This window comes from Rheinheimera baltica DSM 14885 (assembly GCF_000425345.1).
GTDB classification, from domain to species: domain Bacteria; phylum Pseudomonadota; class Gammaproteobacteria; order Enterobacterales; family Alteromonadaceae; genus Alishewanella; species Alishewanella baltica.
Window position 1 is genome coordinate 1 of the sequence record NZ_AUDG01000064.1, and the last position, 19,928, is coordinate 19,928.

A 19,928-nucleotide genomic window follows, 5' to 3' on the forward strand; every position below is an offset into this window, starting at 1 on the left:
GACGTACCGATTCAGTGCGAAAGAGCGACATCCCTATCACCGCCCAAATCATGGCATCCATGGGGAGTTTGCGTTTGCGCAAGGTGGCAACGCCGTTGGAAGCCAGGCAAGACTGGATAATATCGGGTTCCAGAACATCGGACAGCGATGCAAATTCGGTAAGGCGGTTGATTGACGTGCGTGCTAATGCTTCTGACAGTTCCATAAAAAAATCCGATGGCTTAATGGCTCATCGGATTCTTACATCTACACAGGATCGGTCAACCGATCAGGAAAATATTTCTTAACTGATCGGCATTAACCTTACGGTGGCTTTTTTATTAGCGGCTATATTAGGCAGCTAAGGCTTGTTTCGCTTTGGCAACTAAAGCAGTAAATGCTGCTTTGTCGAATACGGCGATGTCAGCTAAAATCTTACGGTCAATTTCCACTGAGGCTTTTTTCAAACCATCAATGAAACGGCTGTAAGATAGACCGTTCATCCGTGACGCAGCGTTAATACGCGCGATCCACAATTGACGGAACTGACGCTTACGTTGACGACGGTCACGGTAAGCATATTGGCCGGCTTTAATAACGGCTTGGAAAGCAACACGATAAACACGACTGCGGGCACCGTAGTAACCTTTAGCCTGGTTTAACACCTTATTATGACGCGCGCGCGCCGTTACACCACGTTTAACTCTTGGCATGTCAGACTCCTAATTAATTATGCGTACGGCATGCAACGGACTAAGCCCGCGATGTCAACTTTAGCGACTAAGGTTTTTGGACCTAACTGACGCTTACGCTTAGAGGTCTTCTTCGTCAAAATGTGGCGAAGGTGTGATTGCTTACGTTTAAAGCTACCAGAAGCTGTTTTTTTGAAACGCTTCGCAGCACCTTTATTGGTTTTCATCTTTGGCATAGTTAAAAACTCGCATTGTTAAGTTACAACGAATAATAAGGCGCCAACCCCACCCTTTACAGTGTGGGGTTACACTTGAAAGCACTTATTACTTCTTATTTGGGGCCAGCATCATGATCATCTGGCGACCTTCCACCCGTGAAGGGAAAGATTCGCACACAGCAATGTCTGATAAATCTTCTTTAATCCGATTTAACATCTCAATGCCTATCTCAGTATGCGCCATTTCACGACCACGATACCGCAGCGTTACTTTAGCTTTGTCACCCTCTTCAATGAAGCGACGCAGGTTGCGTAGTTTTACCTGGTAATCGCCTTCATCAGTTCCAGGCCGGAATTTTATTTCCTTAATCTGGATCTGTTTTTGCTTCTTCTTCTGCTCTTTAAGAGCCTTACTCTTTTCGAACAGGAACTTACCGTAGTCCATCAACTTACACACTGGCGGTTCGGCTGTCGGGCTAATTTCTACTAAATCGGCTCCGCCTTCTTCTGCCAAACGAATGGCTTCAGCAATACTTACTACACCCAGCTGCTCACCTTCAATACCAATTAACCGTACCTCTGGTAGGTTAATTTCTTCATTTATCCTGTTAGGACGGTTTGCAGGTAATGTTTTCTTTCCTACTTTAATAGTATGTTCCTCCGAAAATTATTCTTATCGCTTAATGGTTAAGCCCGGTTTGCAATTTCAGTCGTTAGCTTTTCAACAAAAGCCTCAACTGACATCTTACCTAAGTCTTCACCTTTGCGCGTTCTCAGTGCAATATCACCGGCTTCCATTTCTTTGTCACCTACGACGACAAGATAAGGAATGCGCTTAAGCGTGTGCTCGCGGATTTTAAAGCCTATCTTCTCATTTCTCAAGTCACTTATGACCCTAATACCGTGAGATTTGAAAGTTTTTACTAATTTCTGCACATATTCGGCCTGATTATCGGTAATATTCATAATCACAACCTGAGTTGGTGCTAACCAAGCCGGAAAAAAGCCCGCGTATTCTTCAATCAAAATACCGATAAAACGTTCAATCGAGCCCAAAATCGCACGGTGAATCATCACAGGTGTTTGCTTATCACCACTTTCGGCAACGAAAGTTGCACCTAAGCGGCCTGGTAATGCAAAGTCTAACTGCACGGTACCACACTGCCAGGCTCGACCTAAACAGTCATGTAAGGTGAATTCAATTTTAGGACCATAGAAAGCACCTTCGCCCGGCTGCAAGTCATAGGCAATATCATTGGCTTTTAATGCTTCTGTTAAACCTTGCTCGGCTCTGTCCCACATCTCGTCGGTACCAATACGCTGTGCCGGACGCGTTGACAGTTTTACCGCCACGTTTTTAAAGCCAAAGGTGCTGTAGGTATCAAATACCATCTGAATACATTTAGTCACTTCAGCCTGCACTTGATCTTCAGTACAGAAAATATGGGCATCATCCTGGGTAAAACCGCGTACGCGCATTAAACCGTGCAAACCACCTGATGGCTCATTGCGGTGGCAACAACCAAACTCGGCCATACGCAGTGGTAAGTCACGATAAGACTTTAACCCCTGGTTGAAAATTTGTACGTGACCCGGGCAGTTCATGGGTTTAATTGCGTACTCACGGTGCTCAGACTGGGTCGTAAACATGTTGTCTGCATACTTTTCCCAGTGACCCGATTTTTCCCATAATACGCGGTCCATCATTAATGGGCCTTTTACTTCGTCGTAGTCATATTCACCCAGCTTTTCACGCACAAAGGTTTCCAGCTCACGGAAAATCGTCCAGCCATCGTTGTGCCAAAACACCATACCAGGTGCTTCTTCTTGCCAATGAAATAAACCCAGCGCTTTACCAATTTTACGGTGATCGCGCTTTTCGGCTTCTTCTAACTGCAGTAAATAAGCAGCCAACTGTTTTTTGTCCGCCCAGGCGGTACCATAAACACGCTGCAGCATTTTATTCTTTGAGTCACCACGCCAATAAGCACCGGCAACTTTCATCACTTTGAAATGCTGACAAAAGCGCATATTGGGTACGTGTGGACCACGACACATATCGATATATTCTTCGTGATGATACAAACCCGGCTGATCGTCTTTGCTGACGTTCTGCTCTAAAATTTCCATTTTGTAGCTTTCGCCACGGGCTTTAAAGGTATCGAATGCTTCTTGCCAGCTGACTTTTTTCTTAACAACATCATATTCTGTTTTGGCTAACTGCACCATGCGTGCTTCAAGCGCCGCCAAGTCGTCACTACTAATGGGCTGTTCAAGATCAACATCATAATAAAAGCCGTTATCAATCACCGGGCCAATGGCCATTTTCACGTTCGGCCATAACTGCTTAATAGCATGACCCAATAAGTGTGCACATGAATGGCGAATAATCTCTAAACCATCCTGATCTTTACTGGTGATAATGCTTAACGTTGAGTCAGACGTAATAGGGTCACAGGCATCAACTAACTGGCCGTTAACCTTACCCGCGATGGTAGCTTTAGCTAACCCCGGGCCAATGTCTTTGGCAACATCCATAGCAGAAACAGCATGGTCAAAGGCGCGCTGACTACCGTCAGGCAGAGTAATAACTGGCATGATAAATCCTTATACAGTGGTGGCCCAAACCAAGGGTCACTTGTTCAAACACAACAAAAAGTGCTCGTGCAGCAAAACAGTTAATGGCTTATACAAGAAGCCATCTGTTAAACCGGGCACGACCACCTAAAAATGAGGCATGATAGTATCATTAGCTCGTGCTATTGACTACACAGCGGCAAGTATTTACCTCACCATTTAACCAAGCACCCTTTAATATCATCTCGTCACGTATAATTGGTGCAATAAAACTGTTTGAACCAGAGCACATAGGGCCACTAGAATAAGGGCCAGCATAAATAAGTTTACCTGCACGAAAAATCAATATCGCAGGCGTAGCTGGTAGCCTAAATTGTGTGCGATGAATATCTAACATCTCTCGCTCAAATTGCACCGCATCAGGTAAGTGATAAAGTCGCGAAAAAGCCTCTTTATGTCTGTCTGTTAACTTATTACACGGACAAGCCTCTTGCCGTACATGCACAACCTGCGTGCCCGCTATTTCATCAATACCCAGCTGCGTAATACTGAATTGACTAGCGTCGTGTTGATACCACATACCAGCACTATCGAATATGCCATAATTTTGATTGCCAAAGAAAAACAAACCAGCACTGATTGATATCAGCCACAGAAAAAAAATCAGGCTAACCAGCCTGATTCTATTGCGATATGTCATTGATGGGATCACACCAGAAATTTCGATGACTCGATACTTAGCGCACTACTTATCCGCTCTAAACTATCAGCACTGCGAAGTACCTTTTGGCCTTGCTCATTTTGTGACATCGTCATCTGGCTTAATTGTTGTGCACTCTGAGCAATTTCGTTGCTCGATGCTGTTTGCTGCTGCAATGAGTTCGACATAACATCAGTTGACGTTACAACGTGTTGTGCTTGCCCTAAAATAGCCTGCAGTAACTCGCCACTTTGCTTAGCATGATGCCGGGTATCTTCAAGCTGCGCCATACTGCGTTTAACAACTTCAACAGATTGAGTACTATTAGTTACCAAGCGCTCTATCATTAATTTAATTTCGTCAGTAGACCCCCGGGTACGCGACGCCAGAGTCCTTACCTCATCAGCTACTACAGCAAACCCTCGCCCTTGCTCACCCGCTCTTGCAGCCTCGATAGCCGCATTCAAGGCAAGCAAATTAGTCTGTTCTGCAATAGCTTCAATTACATCAAGCACTTTACGTATATCTACCGTAGCATTGGCAACATCATTAACCTTATCGCCTGTATCTTCCAATTCTTTCGCTAACTGTTGAACAGCATGGATCGTATTACTAACAGATATTTTGCCCTCTGCCGCTGCATTTTCTGCTGTATTGGCAAATTTCAATACATTTTGAGATAAATCAAAAACCTCTTTAACCGTATGCGACATTTGTTCGGTTGCCGCTGCAATCCTGTCTACCTCACTCATTTTTTTTGCCATACCATCGGAAAGAGCATCACCTTCATCGAGTAGTGTCTTAGCCTCAACTTTTAGAGTATCAGCTTGCTGTTCTATTGTTTTAATGGTGGCTTGCAGCGTATTAAGCACAGCATTAAAACCACTAATCACCTTTGAGTTAAGCTCTGGACAGCGATCGGTTAAAACAACCTTGCCATCATTTGTAAGTAATGAATCCGTAATATCAAATAATGCTTGACCAACAACAGCTTCGCGGTAGCTTTGACGACTTAAAATAACCAGTACGGCAGACTCAACAACAACATAAGTGGCATGAACGAAGACAATGCCAAACGATAAATCATCAGCTGGCACAAGAAAAACACCACCTCCTTGCATTTGCAAATACATAAACAATAGATGGTGTACAGCAATCGTTGCAGCAGCAGCGACTATGACTAAATAGTCACGAAAACCAATTAAAATAGCCAATAACACAAATATACCAAAATGCACCTCAATCATTCCTGCGGCTTGGTGTATATGAAGTGCAGCAAAGAACATAAATCCTATGCCAAAACTTACCCTCGCCAAAATATGATCACCAAGCATGCGGTAAAGCAAAATGGGAACAATTGCTGTCGGAACACCTATTAAAAGTGCAGCTAGCCATGAGTCATACCAAGATGCGAGGAACAGTGCCATAACCAGTAAAAAAACATTTAGTCCGGTCATAATATTAAATGCTTGCACACGAAAACGTGGTGTTGCGATAGTCATATTCACTCCATTCTTTAAAGCTTGGCGATGTATCAAGCTTAATTTTAATTAGTAAGTACTCAAATCTAAACGGCCTTACTAAAAGCGATGTCTATACGTTGATCTGAAAATAATAGATGTTCCAAGCCTGGAAAAAACAAATTAGATTACAATCGCTAGCGTTATTGAGACGTGTTTAAATAGGTTTTGCTGTCAAGGCGCTATAACAGCATTTAGCTTTTCTTCTACGTCAAATTGCTGTTGGTTGTAAAGACTAAAATAGTCCTCTGGTACATCAGGAGGTAAGCGTTTCATCGAATAGGCTTGCTCGATACTACCTATAATATCGACCGCGGAGGCAGCATCACCTTCGCCATCACAAATAGCCGCTTTTATGTCATCAGACAAATTTAAACCCACGACAAAAACGGCCGGTGTAATACCAAACAAAATATCCACACCAGATAACAACGCCGTTAGAAAAAATTGGCTTTGCGTTTTTTCGTTATGCTGCCACCGCTGCGCGAGCGCCTGGGCGGTATAAGCTCGCGTTAGTACTAACCCGGCAGCGGCGGGATTGCATTGGTTAAACACAGAAAACATAAGTACCCACTTACGCGTTAAATCTAACCCTAGCCTTACAATTAGCTCTTTAATCGAACTGACTTCACGCGCTTTTCTATACATAGGGCTATTTGCAATACGTAGCATGCCCATAACAACCGCAGGCTCATCATGCAGTTGAGCCGACAGCTTGGCAATATCGGGTTGATCTTCAAACAACGTGTTAATCAGCTCAGCCATTCGTAACGCCGTTGGCGGTACCTTCTTGCCAGTAACAATTTCAGGCCGCGCTAAAAAATATCCCTGAAACAAAGTAAAGCCCATTGTTTGACAAGTTTCGTACTGCTCTTGCGTTTCTACCCGCTCGGCTAACCAGGTTAAATTATACTTACGCAAGCGAAACATTTGTGCCCGCACCAAACGTAAGTCACAAAGCAAAATATCAACTTTGATAATATCAGCAAGCGCAATTAGTGGCTCCCAGGCGGCATCAAATTCGAAATCGTCCAGCGCAAAGCGAAACCCTCTTTGTTTCAATGCAGACACACAGGCAATAAATTCTGGTGTGGGGGCAATACGCTCAACTAACTCTATCACCACATTCTCAGCATCGACCGGCAAGAAACTCTGTGCCATCAAAAAATTGGCACAGACATTAATAAAGGTAGGCACATGATAATGTGCTGATTGTTCTGAAATGCTACTGCACAGATTGAGGACCAACTCAGTGGTGGCGAGGTTATCACCAAGCTCAAGTGCGGTGACACCGGTGTCGCTGCGAATATAACAACTCGACACCAACCCGGTTTAAATTTTGGTCAAATATGGGTTGTGCAGCAAATAAACTATGTACGTCTTGCGTACTAACAACAGTATTTCTAGTCGAATACGTCATATGCTTATCCATTGATATGTTAACAATGCAACGCTCTTGCTTTGTTTTATCACTCAACCAACGCCTGTGCAATACATTACTTTTTACTAAATTATTGGCACTACAGCTGTTTCGTTATACATGTAACGGAGTCGTTTGGTAAGGCATTGTTTCAACAACAAATTGATAGCTAACACTTAGCAAAGCAATCATTTTGCTGTAAGAACTGCTTAATTTTGACTAAACAACGATGAATTAGCGGACCTAATTTAACCTTGGCCAGCTCAGTGAAATTTTTGGTTTATCAACCATACTTGAAACTTCACCCCAAGGAGAGAAAAGATGTGGCAAGCCATTGTTGAACACATTAATAGTGAGCAGGATGGGCAATTCGACATTGAACAAAAACAGCAGCTTACTGGCGGCAACATTAATATCGCTTATCATATTAGTGGCAAAGGCCAGCAATTTTTTGTCAAAATTAACCAACGAGAACAACTAGAGCAGTTTGAAAGCGAAGTTTTAAGCCTACAAGCTTTACAACAAACAAACTGTATTCGGGTTCCTGCCAGTATTTGTACAGGCCAGACCATAGATAAAGCGTTTCTGGTACTTGAATACCTGCCATTTAGTAATGAGACCGTCCCAGGCTGGCGTAACTTAGCGCAGCAGCTGGCGTTACTGCATAAACAACATACTCAAGCAATGTACGGCTTTGACTGGGACAATAGTCTGGGTACCACGGCGCAGCCAAACAAATGGCAAGCAAACTGGAGTAGCTTTTTCTCTGAGCAACGCCTCGGTTGGCAGTTACAGCTGTTATTAGAGCAAGGGTTTGGCTTTGGTAAAATTGATTCTTTAGTTGAAAAGTGCCGGCAACGGCTGCAGCACTATCAGCCAGCTCCAAGCTTATTACACGGTGATCTTTGGCGCGGCAACGTAGGTTTTGTAGCGGATAGCCCAGCGGTGTTTGACCCTGCCTGTTATTACGGTGACCGGGAAACTGACATTGCTTTTACCACGCTATTTGGCCGTTTTCCGGAACAATTCTATCAAACCTACCAGGAAATATACCCCTTAGATAAAACATACACCGAGCGCCAAGATCTTTATAATCTCTATCAAGTACTTAACCATGCATATTTGTTTAGGGGCGCTTATCTGGTTCAGGCGCAAGAAATGATAAAACAGCTGTTTTATTAGCACCCTATCTGCAAATAAGTAACTTTTGCCCGTAAGATGTATTAATTACTGGCACAAATGGACACGTTTTCATGTTAGATAAAAAGCAGCAACCGGTTGCCTTGATAACAGGCAGTGCCAAACGGCTTGGACGACAGACAGCCATTACATTACATAACGCAGGTTACAATGTGATTATTCACTGTAACCGCTCGCGCGATGCAGCTGACACTCTGGCGAAAATATTAAATAACCAACGACAAGAAAGTGCCGCGGTATTACAGGCGGATTTGCTCGACGAAAACGGCTGGCAGTCATTTGCGGCAGATGCTATTGCCTGTTTTGGCGGACTTGATGTATTGGTTAACAATGCTTCTAGTTTTTTTCCTACCCCGGTCGCGCAGGCGACAATAGAACACTGGCAGGACTTATTTGGTTCTAATGTGAAAGCCCCCTATTTTCTCAGCCAGGCATTAGCGCCAGAGCTGGCAAAGCGTGGCGGCGTTATTATAAACATGGTAGACATTCACGCAGAAAAACCACTAGCAGGCCACAGTCTTTATTGTATGGCTAAAGCGGCGCTTTTAATGATGACTAAATCGCTAGCCTGCGAATTAGCGCCTACAATAAGAGTTAACGGCATAGCCCCCGGCGCAATTTTGTGGCCACCAGAGCAATCTGTGCAACTTAGCGAACAAGATAAAGCAGCTATATTGCGGCAAATACCGCTTCAGCAACTGGGATCGCCGGACGATATCGCCAACAGTGTACTATTTTTAGTGCAATCGCCTTATATTACCGGGCAAATTCTGGCAGTAGACGGCGGACGTAGTTTAAGCAGCACCAGCAAAGCTTGAAGCATACTAGCGTAGGAGCCAAAATGAGTATTTTACAGCAAACTATCAGCTGTCCGTTTTGTGGCCATGCTGTTCACCTTACTGTCGAAGTAACTGACGAAGATCAAAGCTATATTGAGGATTGCAGCAACTGTTGCAATCCTATGCATGTAAGGGTACATAAAGACGAACAACATCATAGCATTCAATTATTTATTGACGCTGATGACGAGCAATATTACTAAGTTGGTAAATTCGACGAAAAGCGCTCAGCCATAATGCGCTCGACGGTTTGCACTATGGTTTGCGTTTGCTGATCCAGCTCGATATTGCATATATCACCCACTTGCTTTTCGCCCAGCGTGGTAATATTTAGCGTTTCCGGTATTAAATACAGGCTAAAACCATCGGCATAGGTTTCGCCTACGGTTAAGCTACAACCTTCAACCGCAATAAAGCCCTTACTTAATATAAAGCGCATAAACTCTGGTGCAACTGTGAGCCGCATCGCACAATTGTTCGCTGTTTTATCTATCTGAGTAAACGTAGCGGTAGTTTGTATATGCCCCGACACAATATGGCCGCCCAATTCACTGCCAAAGGTTAGCGAACGCTCAAAGTTAACCTTATTGCCTGGTTTAAGTTGGCCTAAATTAGTTTTACGCAGTGTTTCTTCAATAACATCAAACCGCACCCAGCCAGCAGCTGCATCAAAATCGGTCACCGTTAAGCACACTCCATTAATCGCAATACTGGCGCCACGGGTTAACTGTTGTAAATAATCTATCCCAGGCTGCACGGTTAATTGACGAAAAGCCCCTTCGTCGCGAATAGCGGTTAACTCCGCTTTGGTTTGAACTATTCCGGTAAACATAAGCCCCCATTTGTGCTACATTGCGCGCCATTGCACGCTGCTAAAACGACAGATCCGCTATGTTACCTTTTTCTCGCTTTGAAGCCAGAACCATCCTCAAACTTTCCGGCCCTATTGTGCTGGCACAGCTTACCCAAACGCTAATGTACTTTGTCGACACCGTTATGGCTGGCCGCTACAGCGCAGTTGATATGGCTGCCATTGCTGTCGCCTCAGGTTTATGGTTTCCGGTGGTAATGACACTGCAAGGTTTGTTACTGGCGTTAACCCCCATAGTGGCGCAGTACTATGGCAGTAAACAAACCAAACCGGTTACCCACTTTACGGTGCAGGCAATGTATCTGGCTATGCTACTGGCGGCCATTTGCTTTGTCTTAATGTCATTTGTGTATGTGCCAATAGATCTACTCAATATGGACGAAACTCTGCGGCAAAAATCGCTCGACTACCTGTATTACGTAAGTTTTGGCTTGTTCCCTGCTGCAGGCTACATGGTGCTGCGCAGCATGTTTGAAGGCATTGGCAATACCAAAGCCAGTATGTGGATTAGCTTTGTGGGTATTCTGGTCAATATCCCGGCTAACTATGTGTTTATATACGGCAAACTCGGCATGCCAGCATTAGGTGGAGCCGGCTGTGGTATTGCTACGGCGCTGGTGTTTCTGGCCATGTTTATTGCCATGCTTATTTATGGTTGGTTTAGCCGCAGTACTACGCGCTACCGCTCTCACCCTGCTAGCTATGGGGTTAATCTAAAAGATATCTGGCAGATTGTCTGCATCGGCACGCCTATCGCGTTTTCAATCTTTTTTGAAGTAACCTTATTTGCCTGTATTCCACTGGCCATAGTGCACCTTGGCCCTATTATGGTTGCCGGACATCAAATCGCACAAAACTACAGTGGTATCGTGTTCATGCTGCCGCTGAGCCTGGGTATGGCCACCACTATCCGGGTGGGGCATTTAGTTGGCCAGCAAAATGTGCAAGAGCTAAAAAAAGCCATATCCACGGCGATTATACTGGCGGTGCTAATGTCTTTTGTTATCGCCAGTTTAACCTTTGTACTTCGTGGCAGCATAGCAACGCTGTATTCACCCAATGCCGACGTTATTGCCTTAGCCGCATCGCTACTGATTTTGGCCTGTTTTTATCAGGTGTCGGATGCCATTCAGGTGGTATCGGCCTGCGCGCTGCGTGGCATGAAAGTTACCAAACCGGTATTTTTTATTACCTTAATTGCCTATTGGCCAATCGGTTTTGGTTTGGGCGCCGTATTGGGATTAACCCACTGGTTAGTCGAGCCGATGGGTGCACATGGCTTCTGGATTGGTATTATCGTGGGCTTAACGGTTGCCGCCATCATGCTAACGATAATCTTAAAACGTACGTTACACAGGTTTTCACATGAAACGGTTTAACATATGAAACTATGGTTGCTGCCGATGGTGGCACTTAGCTTGGTTGCCTGCACAGGCAACAACGGTGATAAAGCGTTAACCAATTACCAGCAGCGTTTAGCGCGGGTGTTGGACACCCCGTTGCCAAACGGCGACCTTGCCGCCCCTGCCCCCTTGCTGGCAGAGCGTGATTTAAAGCAGGCATTGCCAGACCTACGCATAGACTTAACAGACGCTTATGCCAGCCGTCGCTGCGGGCTGGATACCTTAATAGGCGAGCGTAACAGTAGTCTGGGCAAGGTATATAGCGCCAGTAAACAGCTGAGTTATGAGCTCCGGTTTTTACAACAATTAGCCCAATGCTTGCAACAACGCTGGGACAGCGACGAGTTATTAGCGCAACTGCAGCAGGTGTATCAGCAAAAACAACTCAGCATCGATATCGCCTTTAACAATATGTTGCTTACCGACGATACCCTGCGAAAAGAATTACTGGGGATCAGGAAAACGCTGCCACTAAAAGACGCGCCAGGCTACAGTGAAACCTGGCAAGCGCTGAGTGAACTCACCCGGTTGCAACAACTTATTGCCGAGCAAAACTGGCACGCTGCCAGTCAAATTGATATAGAACAGCAGCTACAACGGCTGTATCAATTTAACTTTGTTGGCCGCTTACAGTTCAGTCTGCGCTTAAGTCAGCATCAGTTAGCGCAGCTTAATGCAATGTTAGAGCAACACAACAGCACCACTTTATGCCCTGGCGGCAGAGACAGCGAACAACTGCAGATTTTGGCCAATATTTTTGGTAAATATTTTATCCCGGAAGTGCAACTGTACACGGTAGAGCTCAGCCGTTATCAGCAACAATTGTGGCCACTTTTACAGCAGCTTTATCAACACACCCCGCTAAATACGCCATTACAACAACGTTTTGAGCAACACTACGATGGTATGCGCACAGAGCTTAGCCATCATGTCACCTGGTGGCAAAACCTCAACCGCCAGTGCCCGCTTGCACTAAATGCAACAGTCAAAGGGCCTTAAGCGGCGAAAAATACAGCAAACTCACGCTGCCGCCATAAAAACACTTGCCAATATAGCAGTGGCACAATAACATAGCCGCCGTTGTCAGCTTTGATTAGTGCAAAGGTAAACAACCCAAGTGTGCGTCCTTAGCTCAGCTGGTTAGAGCACTACCTTGACATGGTAGGGGTCGGTGGTTCGAGTCCACTAGGACGCACCAATAATTCTAATAAAAACGCCACCTTACGGGTGGCGTTTTTGTTTCTACAGCTACAGTTTACGTATTCGGGCAAGCAACGTAATTGCTGAAAGGACTTTCCAGCTGGTGGTCAATGCTTCAGTTATCCGCGCTGACTTCTTCTATTTAATACAACGTTTCATTTCAAATGATTAATTTACGGCCGGACGCACTGGTAGCTGTTGTTGCTGCAGCCAGTTATACAAGTCCTCGCCGGCATATACCTGGCGCCAGGCGTCATGTTCGGCCTGCTCCAGCATGCTAAAACGTACCTCGCTGTGGCCCAGCTGGCGCAGGGTTTCAATACCGGGGTAAAAATAGTTTTTATTCACGGCAGAATCACGCCCGGCGGCAAATACCCACAGCGGCGTTTGCGCTTGTGCAATAGGTGGCATTAAATCCGGATGGCCCCAGCCGACTACCGGCGCCACAGCAGCAAACAGCTCTGGATGCTTACTGGCCATAAACCAGCTACCAAAGCCACCATAGCTAATACCGGTTAAATATAAACGGCTGCCGTCGGTATTGTAGCTGGCCTGTACATTTTGCAGTATGGCCAGCAGGTCTTGCTCTGCGTGCTCCCAACCATCGGGTAACAGCGGCGGTACTGCGCTCATATCGCTGACGGGCTCAGCCGGGGCTATGGGCCTGATGGACGCAAACATATCCGGCCGCGGCGGTATGCCATCGGTCAGGCGCTTAGGAATATCAGCGCGCGAGCGGTTAGCAATATAGGATACCTGTCCCATATTAAACATCTGCAGTTGCGGTACCACGATAATAAACGGCAGATCACGCTTTTGCACCCAGGCTTCGTATAACGGGCCATGGATTAAGGTGTAATCCAGCTCATCAAGGCCGTTACCGCGCTCGCCATTGCCATGCAAAAACAGCATTACCGGCCATTTTTTGTCACTGTTTTGCTGATAACCGACCGGTAAATAAACAAAATACTGCCGGTTGCTGTTGTCGATACTACTAACATAGTCCAACCGTAACAGCTGCGCCGCGCTGTTTGCCTGCACAGCTGTGTCATTTCTGACGCAGGCGGCCAGCAGCATTACCGTTATGGCTAATAATGATACCAGTGCCCAAATTTGCTTTTTCATCTTTGCTCCGTTGCCCAAAATCGCGTTGTCGGTTAGATAAAGTTAAAAACGGCTTAAGTATAGTCGCGGCTTTAACCCTTACAGCACGCCTTACCGTTACCGCAGGTTTGTAAAACAGATCAAAGCACTCCAGCGCCAAAAAGCACTGCGTTAAAGCAAAAGCCTGAGTCATAGTACGCCACGATAAACATTCAGGGTGCGGCAGCCTGGGCGGTGCCGCGGTTGGAGCAGACAGCCTGCGGTGCAGGCTGTCTGGGCATATCAAAACAAATCGATATTGGGGAAGTTAACGGTACCACTGCGGATACTGTTATACAGCGGCGTGTAACCAACAAAGGCGTAATTGTTCAGTTGTGTGTCGGCAAACAGGAAGATTGACATTCTGTCACTGGTCCACAGAGTGTACTCCGAGTTCATTGAGCGCAGCGCACCGTTGTGGGTTAAGCGCCCACCGGTATTGCGAATGCCCTTGGCATAATTATCACCGCCACGTTCGCTGCTGATAAACCGGTTAAAGGCAGCGGCAGAAATCAGATCAGGCCGCTTATTGCCACCGTCTAACCGCGCCATCAGTCTCTGGTAACCAATAGCTGAACACACCCAGCCGCCATGCCCGGCCATACGACGGTGATTCATAACATAAGCTGCCCCGGCGACATAATTTACTTCATTGTTAAATAAAGCATTGTTTGCCCGGGCTAACACACAGTCAGCCCCCGATGGCCGCATAAATACCGCGTTAATATAGCCCGCATAGCTTTGGCCTGACGCCACTTCTATTAACTGCTCGGCAATGTTATAGCCAATGTTTGAGTACGTCATACTGCCGTTAGGTGCTTGGATCAGGCGCACATTTTGCACTATCCAACTTAAGTAGTCGTTACGACTGGCATTGCCCAGTGTTGGGTCAGTATCCTGATTACAGATATTCCAGCCAAAGCCAAGATGGATAAGCGGTGAGCAAGCCTCCAGCGCCGACGAATTAGACCAGCCGCCCATAGTGTGCTCTAACACGTCCAGCACCCGGATATTCGTCAGACGTTGCAGGTTCAATTGACAGCCAATATCACCAACCCGACAAGCTGGCAACGTGTATAGCTGGTTTAGCAAACCGGTGGCACCAAATACCCGCGCCTCTGGATCCAGCCGGCCCTGTTCAATCAGCCGGGACGCTGCAGCACCGGTTATGGCTTTTGAATTACTGGCAATGCGCGCTACGGTGCCGGTAGTCATATCAATATTGCGCTGCGCATCACGCAAACCAAAGCCTTTGGCATACACCAGACGCTCGTCTATGGTTATCGCGATGGATAAGCCAGACAAATTGTTGCTGCTACGAAAATCTTCAATCATGCTGTTTAAGTTAGACAAAGACGCACTTTGCCAGGCGGTATTATTGAAAATAGCCGCCATTTTCACATCATGCGCCGGGCCATATCCCACCACTACTGTGGGGCGGGCGCCTTCGTAATATTGATCGTTAAATAACTGCTGATAGTCATTTAACTTAACCAGATGACGCGCGGTCCAGCGTGGGCTGCTGTTGTGCCAGATAGCCGAATAGTAATCCGTGCCATTCAAATGAAACACATCGACCAATACTGGCGCAAAGCCCTGCGCTTTATAATTGTTTACTAATTGCTGATAAGTATTGCTGCTAACGCCATGGGTGGCACGTAATGCCGGTCCACTGGTTTTTTGCCATAGCGCAGCGTAACGTTGCTGGCCCATTTTGGCATAACCGGAAACATGCATCAGCCGAAAACCTTTTGCCTTTTGTGTATTGTAAATGCTTTGATACTGAGCGTGGCTCATGTCATGCCGGGCATACCAGGCGGTGCTTTTCTTATGAAAAATTGCCGTAAACACCAGCTGACCGTTCAGATTGAACGGGTTCACCATCACCGGCTGATAGCCACTTTTTTTCAGACTATTAACTTTGTTCTGATAACCCGCTTCGGTAAGATCATGAAACGCCAACCATAGCGGCGCCTGAGGTTTATGTTGCCACACGGCGTTATAACGCGCCTGGCCCTTAGCATTATGTCCATTCAGATAGGTTAACTGATAGCCTTTAGCGTGCAGATCGAGATTCTGTTCAGCAAAGCGTTGCGCGTCGATATTATGTCGCGCTACCCAAGCGGCATCAGCCGCATTTACGCCCAGGCTATAGCCGAGCAGAACGAATATTACCAACAGTTGTATTACAGTTTTCATGCTATATCTCCCTTGAAACACCCTGACACTCAGGCAGTGCAGCTAACACTAGCTGCCCCCTTTGCGCATCCTTGTATTGCCAGCGACATTGTAATAATGCCCCTCAGGAGAAACTGCTAAAAAACTGCTCAATCTGCCACTAAGCCGTCATGTTTTTCTGCCTTACTCACCAATATCTTCAAACCACAGCTGCGGTTTAGCGGCAATAAAATCCTGCATCAACGCAATGCACTCAGCATTATGTTGGTTTTCCAGAACCACGCCGCGGCTTTGCACATAAGCCTGTGGCCCCTGAAAGGTTTGGTTTTCACCAATCACCACCTTTGGGATGCCATATAGCAATACGGTGCCGCTGCACATATCGCAGGGTGACAAAGTAGAGTACAGCGTAGCGCGGCGGTAATCGGCAGCAGTTAAGCGGCCGGCATTTTCCAGGCAATCCATTTCCGCATGCAGTACACAACTGCCCTTCTGTACCCGCTGGTTATGGCCGGCGCCAACAATTTTGCCGTCAATAACCAACACCGAGCCAATAGGAATACCGCCCTCAGCTAAACTTTTTTTCGCCTGGGCGATAGCCGCCTGCATATAGATATCTGTCATATTTGCTCCTGTGGCAACGATAGCTGTGACCGAAAAACACGGAACTCACCGTTCAGTGATTATCAGGCTTAAAACTTACAGTTCAGGTTACCAGCGCATAGCGCTGTTATAAACGGATTAACACTAAGCTTTAGTAATTAAACGAGCATAAAGCACTTACCCGGCCATTATCCAGCCGCATTGGCAGAATAAGTATGAAAGGTGTCATACTGCCAACGGTGTGCGGTTTTACACTAAGCGCAGTCTAAAACCACAGGAAAAGATACATGAACAAGCTAACAACGTTTACCGGGCAAACACGGCCTGACTTTATCTCGCCACTTCGCGCGCTGCGCTGGCTTGGCGTTAATACTACAACTGCTGGCGTTGCCGGTGCAGGCAGAGCAGCCGTTTAAAGTGGCTATTTTACTGTTCGACGAGGTGCAAATTATCGACTTTGCCGCACCTTATGAAGTATTCGGCCAGGCGAAATTTGAGGTATTTACCGTATCAGCCGACGGTAAAGCAGTGACTACCGTGATGGGCTTAAGCGTTAACCCGACATACAGCTTTGCCAACATGCCGGATGCCGACGCCATTCTGGTGCCAGGTGGTAATACCGGTACGGTGATGCAGGATAAACAGGTACTCAGCTGGCTTAACGCACAGCAGAAAAAGGCCGGCCATATTTTATCGGTTTGCACCGGCGCGCATATTCTGGCTGAGTCTGGCTTGCTTAACGGTAAAGCCGCTACCACCTTTCATCGCGCCATTGACGGTTTTGCCAACGCTTACCCGGCCATTAGCGTGCAGCGACAGCAACGCTTTGTCGATAATGGCCAAATTATTACCTCGGCGGGCTTATCCTCCGGCATAGATGCATCATTGCATTTGGTCAGCAAAGTATTGGGCGAAGACAAAGCCCGCACGGTGGCGCTGCATCTGGAATACGACTGGGATCCGAACGGCGGCTTTGTCCGCGCCAATATGGCCGACCGCATGTTGCCCCACAATGACTATAACTGGCCCGACGGTATAGTATTTAACCGCATCAGCGCCTTTGGTGACGAACAGCACTGGCAAGTTAGCTATCAGGCAAAAACCAGCGCCAGTGCCCAACAGCTGATGGACGTGTATAACGCTGCCATGGCCAAACATGCTGACTGGCAAGTAAAGACTACCGGCTCAGCGCTGCGTCAAGAATGGCGTGGCGCTGCTGACAACCAGGGCTGGTTCACCACAGCAGCAATATCAGCCGATGCTGCCGCTGACAGCTATGTCATTACATTGCAGGTTTATCAGGAGCCTTGATTAAAAATGCTGCGCAAAAAGATCGGTTTTTTATTGTTTGACCAGTTTAACGGCCAAGACTTAATCGGCCCGCTCGAAGCTTTTCATTCGGTATCTGAGGTTACCGAGTCGCCGTACCAGTGCGTGTTTATCGGGCCTGAAGCCGGCCCGTATCGCTCTGAGGCGGGCCTGACCATGTTAGCAGACCTTGCTCTGACGGATGTTAATCTGTCAGAAACGCATCAACTGGACACGCTGATTATTCCCGGCGGGGCCGGCTCACGAAGCCCAAAGGTGCAATCGGCACTATGCCCCTGGCTGCACCAGGTAAGCCCGGCCATCAGACGGATAGCCAGTGTCTGCACCGGCGCCTTTATTCTGGCACAAAGCGGCCTGCTCGACGGTTTGCCGGCCACGACCCACTGGGCTTTTGTCGACGAGCTCAGTAAACGCTATCCAAACATTCAACTGCAGGCCAACGAATTGTTTGTCGACAACGGCCATATCGCCACCTCGGCCGGTATTACCTCGGGTATCGATCTTAGCTTAAAGCTGATTGAAAATGATCTTGGCAGCGACATCGCCAGCCAGGTGGCGCGCTATCTGGTGGTGCACTTTCGCCGCGCCGGCCATCAGGCGCAATACTCGGTGCCGCTGCAGTTTCAAACTAAAACCGACACCCGCTTTAGTTCACTCACCGGTTGGGTACTGCAAAACCTGCAGCGTGATTTAACTGTAAGCTCTATGGCCGCGCACTGCGGCATGAGTGAGCGTAATTTTTATCGCCATTTTGTTGAGCAGACAGCTGAAACACCGGCACGCTACATCGATTCACTGCGGTTAGACTACGCCAGGCAACTGCTGGTTGAAAAAACCTGGCCCATAGACAAAATCGCCCAAGCCTGCGGCTATCAAAGTAGCGACGCCTTCCGGCGCGCCTTTGTACGTAAATTTGTCATGGCACCCAACGCCTACCGCGAGCGGTTTCGTTGATGCTTGTATGGCCACTGTTGCCAGCTAAGGTGTAATTGACCGACTCCCCTATCCGGCATCATGTTAGCGGCGTTCGCAATGTGTTTACTTACTGACTAAACGCATTTAGCATGGCGGTGTTTAAACGGAGTTTCCATGACACTTATCATACAGTTAGCACTCGTATCCGGTTGGAATAATAATGAAATCTAAGTCATATATTGTCGATAGAGCACTGCACTGGATATCAGCTTTATTGTTGCTTTTTATGCTGCTGAATTTATCGTCGCAGCTGCATAATGTGGACTGGGATATCAAAGGGCAACTCGAGCACAGGCAGGACGCCGTTGAACTTCATGCTGTTTTAGGCATTACTCTGCTGCTGTTCACCATTGCGCGTCTTATTTTTCCGTACCTTAGCAAAACCAGCATTGCACGTGTCACTCCTACCTCGAAAAAGCACTCGATATTTATCAAACTAACTCACCTTAGCCTTTACGCTTGTATTTTTCTTTTGGCGGCGACAGGATTAGCGCTAATTAACAATTATCAAATACCCCTTACCGTTTTAGGCATTGAGCTAGCACCAGACAAAGACGCTTTTTATCAGGTTTTTCCGGGAATTCATGATATCCATATGGTCCTTAAGCAGTTAATTTGGTGGCTGATAGCTATTCATTTTTTTGGCATTATGTACGCCAAAAGATAAAAACGTTCATTGCTACCTCGTGTTAAATTGCTCCAGTTTGGATTAGCTCTAGTCAATGATCGCAATTGGCGCTGTTCGGCCATAACTGGTGAAGGGCAGATGTGAGCGCAGGCTGTGTAAAAACTCATATTTTCCGCTCTTTCAGCGGTTGGCCAGTATGCACTGTTAGTGCCTCGCTGAAGTTATCTGTGTGCGTTTTAGTTTTCATTCAGTGCGGTTCGGAGGCTCATTAAGTCCGATATTGAGCGCTATTGGTGTGGTATCAGGAGCTAAAGCGACTACAGCCGCTAGCCGCAATGCTCTTGCAGTTTAATGGCTAATCCTTCAGTACCCCAGATAGACATCATTCTTTTGAGGTTATAAGCCAGCACATGCAAACTGATTTCCGTGCTGACGTTTTTAAATCTTCGTGTG

The 19,928-nt window shown here is 46.7% G+C and carries 21 protein-coding genes and 1 tRNA gene; 10 read left to right on the forward strand and 12 right to left on the reverse strand.

Annotation, left to right across the window (positions count from 1 at the left end; translation table 11 throughout):
• The 8 genes from H595_RS22655 to H595_RS0116825 all read right to left on the reverse strand — a co-directional run.
• A partial coding sequence (locus H595_RS22655) for a transposase domain-containing protein (RefSeq protein ID WP_037055136.1) occupies window positions 1-205 on the reverse strand: 205 nt, incomplete at its 3' end.
• Between the two features lie 127 nt (window positions 206-332).
• On the reverse strand, window positions 333-692 hold the full coding sequence (rplT, locus tag H595_RS0116795; RefSeq protein ID WP_027672242.1) for a 50S ribosomal protein L20: 360 nt from the start codon (window positions 690-692) through the stop codon (window positions 333-335).
• Between the two features lie 17 nt (window positions 693-709).
• Window positions 710-907 carry a 50S ribosomal protein L35 gene (gene rpmI / locus H595_RS0116800; RefSeq protein WP_027672243.1) on the reverse strand — a complete coding sequence of 66 codons (198 nt, stop codon included), beginning with the start codon at window positions 905-907 and terminating at the stop codon, window positions 710-712.
• An 88-nt stretch (window positions 908-995) separates the two neighbouring features.
• On the reverse strand, window positions 996-1,538 hold the full coding sequence (gene infC / locus H595_RS0116805) for a translation initiation factor IF-3 (protein ID WP_084153632.1): 543 nt from the start codon (window positions 1,536-1,538) through the stop codon (window positions 996-998).
• 38 nt (window positions 1,539-1,576) lie between these two features.
• Window positions 1,577-3,487, reverse strand: a complete 1,911-nt coding sequence (gene thrS / locus H595_RS0116810; protein ID WP_027672245.1) for a threonine--tRNA ligase — start codon at window positions 3,485-3,487, stop codon at window positions 1,577-1,579.
• A gap of 151 nt (window positions 3,488-3,638) precedes the next feature.
• Entirely contained in the window at window positions 3,639-4,166 is a 528-nt protein-coding gene (locus H595_RS0116815) for a DUF6436 domain-containing protein (RefSeq protein ID WP_051219962.1), read from the reverse strand.
• A gap of 8 nt (window positions 4,167-4,174) precedes the next feature.
• Window positions 4,175-5,668 carry a methyl-accepting chemotaxis protein gene (locus tag H595_RS0116820; RefSeq protein WP_027672247.1) on the reverse strand — a complete coding sequence of 498 codons (1,494 nt, stop codon included), beginning with the start codon at window positions 5,666-5,668 and terminating at the stop codon, window positions 4,175-4,177.
• 192 nt (window positions 5,669-5,860) lie between these two features.
• Window positions 5,861-7,009 carry an EAL and HDOD domain-containing protein gene (locus H595_RS0116825; RefSeq protein ID WP_027672248.1) on the reverse strand — a complete coding sequence of 383 codons (1,149 nt, stop codon included), beginning with the start codon at window positions 7,007-7,009 and terminating at the stop codon, window positions 5,861-5,863.
• Window positions 7,010-7,427: 418 nt separating this feature from the next.
• Here H595_RS0116825 and H595_RS0116830 point away from each other — a divergent pair, with 418 nt between their 5' ends.
• The 3 genes from H595_RS0116830 (at window position 7,428) to H595_RS0116840 (ending at window position 9,348) form a co-directional block, all read left to right on the forward strand.
• Complete coding sequence (locus H595_RS0116830; RefSeq protein ID WP_027672249.1) at window positions 7,428-8,288, forward strand: fructosamine kinase family protein; 861 nt, start codon at window positions 7,428-7,430, stop codon at window positions 8,286-8,288.
• 71 nt (window positions 8,289-8,359) lie between these two features.
• The gene (locus H595_RS0116835) at window positions 8,360-9,124 is read left to right on the forward strand and encodes a pteridine reductase (RefSeq protein WP_027672250.1); all 765 of its coding nucleotides are present in this window, start codon (window positions 8,360-8,362) and stop codon (window positions 9,122-9,124) included.
• Between the two features lie 23 nt (window positions 9,125-9,147).
• Window positions 9,148-9,348 carry a CPXCG motif-containing cysteine-rich protein gene (locus tag H595_RS0116840; RefSeq protein WP_027672251.1) on the forward strand — a complete coding sequence of 67 codons (201 nt, stop codon included), beginning with the start codon at window positions 9,148-9,150 and terminating at the stop codon, window positions 9,346-9,348.
• Here H595_RS0116840 and H595_RS0116845 read toward each other — a convergent pair.
• On the reverse strand, window positions 9,345-9,977 hold the full coding sequence (locus H595_RS0116845) for a riboflavin synthase (RefSeq protein WP_027672252.1): 633 nt from the start codon (window positions 9,975-9,977) through the stop codon (window positions 9,345-9,347). The two genes, H595_RS0116840 and H595_RS0116845, sit on opposite strands and share 4 nt — an antisense overlap.
• Before the next feature lie 59 nt (window positions 9,978-10,036).
• On the opposite strand from H595_RS0116845, the gene H595_RS0116850 reads away from it, so the two are divergent.
• From H595_RS0116850 to H595_RS0116865, 3 genes are all read left to right on the forward strand, one after another.
• Window positions 10,037-11,395 (forward strand): MATE family efflux transporter, encoded by a 1,359-nt coding sequence (locus H595_RS0116850; protein WP_027672253.1) that lies wholly within the window; start codon window positions 10,037-10,039, stop codon window positions 11,393-11,395.
• Between the two features lie 3 nt (window positions 11,396-11,398).
• Window positions 11,399-12,418 carry a DUF3080 family protein gene (locus tag H595_RS0116855; RefSeq protein WP_027672254.1) on the forward strand — a complete coding sequence of 340 codons (1,020 nt, stop codon included), beginning with the start codon at window positions 11,399-11,401 and terminating at the stop codon, window positions 12,416-12,418.
• Between the two features lie 122 nt (window positions 12,419-12,540).
• Window positions 12,541-12,617: transfer RNA gene (locus H595_RS0116865), tRNA-Val, on the forward strand.
• Between the two features lie 170 nt (window positions 12,618-12,787).
• On the opposite strand, the gene H595_RS22660 is transcribed toward H595_RS0116865, so the two are convergent.
• The 3 genes from H595_RS22660 to H595_RS0116885 all read right to left on the reverse strand — a co-directional run bounded on the left by H595_RS22660 (window position 12,788) and on the right by H595_RS0116885 (window position 16,564).
• A complete protein-coding gene (locus H595_RS22660) occupies window positions 12,788-13,744 on the reverse strand; it encodes a carboxylesterase family protein (protein ID WP_084153634.1) in 957 nt (318 codons plus the stop codon).
• 261 nt (window positions 13,745-14,005) lie between these two features.
• Entirely contained in the window at window positions 14,006-15,961 is a 1,956-nt protein-coding gene (locus H595_RS0116880) for a serine hydrolase (RefSeq protein ID WP_027672256.1), read from the reverse strand.
• 162 nt (window positions 15,962-16,123) lie between these two features.
• Window positions 16,124-16,564: a nucleoside deaminase gene (locus tag H595_RS0116885; RefSeq protein ID WP_027672257.1), complete on the reverse strand. Its 441-nt coding sequence runs from the start codon at window positions 16,562-16,564 to the stop codon at window positions 16,124-16,126.
• Window positions 16,565-16,830: 266 nt separating this feature from the next.
• Here H595_RS0116885 and H595_RS24725 point away from each other — a divergent pair, with 266 nt between their 5' ends.
• The 4 genes from H595_RS24725 to H595_RS0116900 all read left to right on the forward strand — a co-directional run bounded on the left by H595_RS24725 (window position 16,831) and on the right by H595_RS0116900 (window position 19,514).
• Window positions 16,831-16,959 carry a hypothetical protein gene (locus H595_RS24725; RefSeq protein WP_276202271.1) on the forward strand — a complete coding sequence of 43 codons (129 nt, stop codon included), beginning with the start codon at window positions 16,831-16,833 and terminating at the stop codon, window positions 16,957-16,959.
• Complete coding sequence (locus H595_RS23570) at window positions 16,937-17,854, forward strand: DJ-1/PfpI family protein (RefSeq protein WP_051219963.1); 918 nt, start codon at window positions 16,937-16,939, stop codon at window positions 17,852-17,854. The genes H595_RS24725 and H595_RS23570 overlap by 23 nt, the downstream gene beginning before the upstream one ends.
• A 6-nt stretch (window positions 17,855-17,860) precedes the next feature.
• Window positions 17,861-18,826: a GlxA family transcriptional regulator gene (locus tag H595_RS0116895; RefSeq protein ID WP_051219964.1), complete on the forward strand. Its 966-nt coding sequence runs from the start codon at window positions 17,861-17,863 to the stop codon at window positions 18,824-18,826.
• Window positions 18,827-19,007: 181 nt separating this feature from the next.
• Complete coding sequence (locus H595_RS0116900) at window positions 19,008-19,514, forward strand: cytochrome b/b6 domain-containing protein (protein ID WP_027672259.1); 507 nt, start codon at window positions 19,008-19,010, stop codon at window positions 19,512-19,514.
• Window positions 19,515-19,928: the final 414 nt, after the last annotated feature.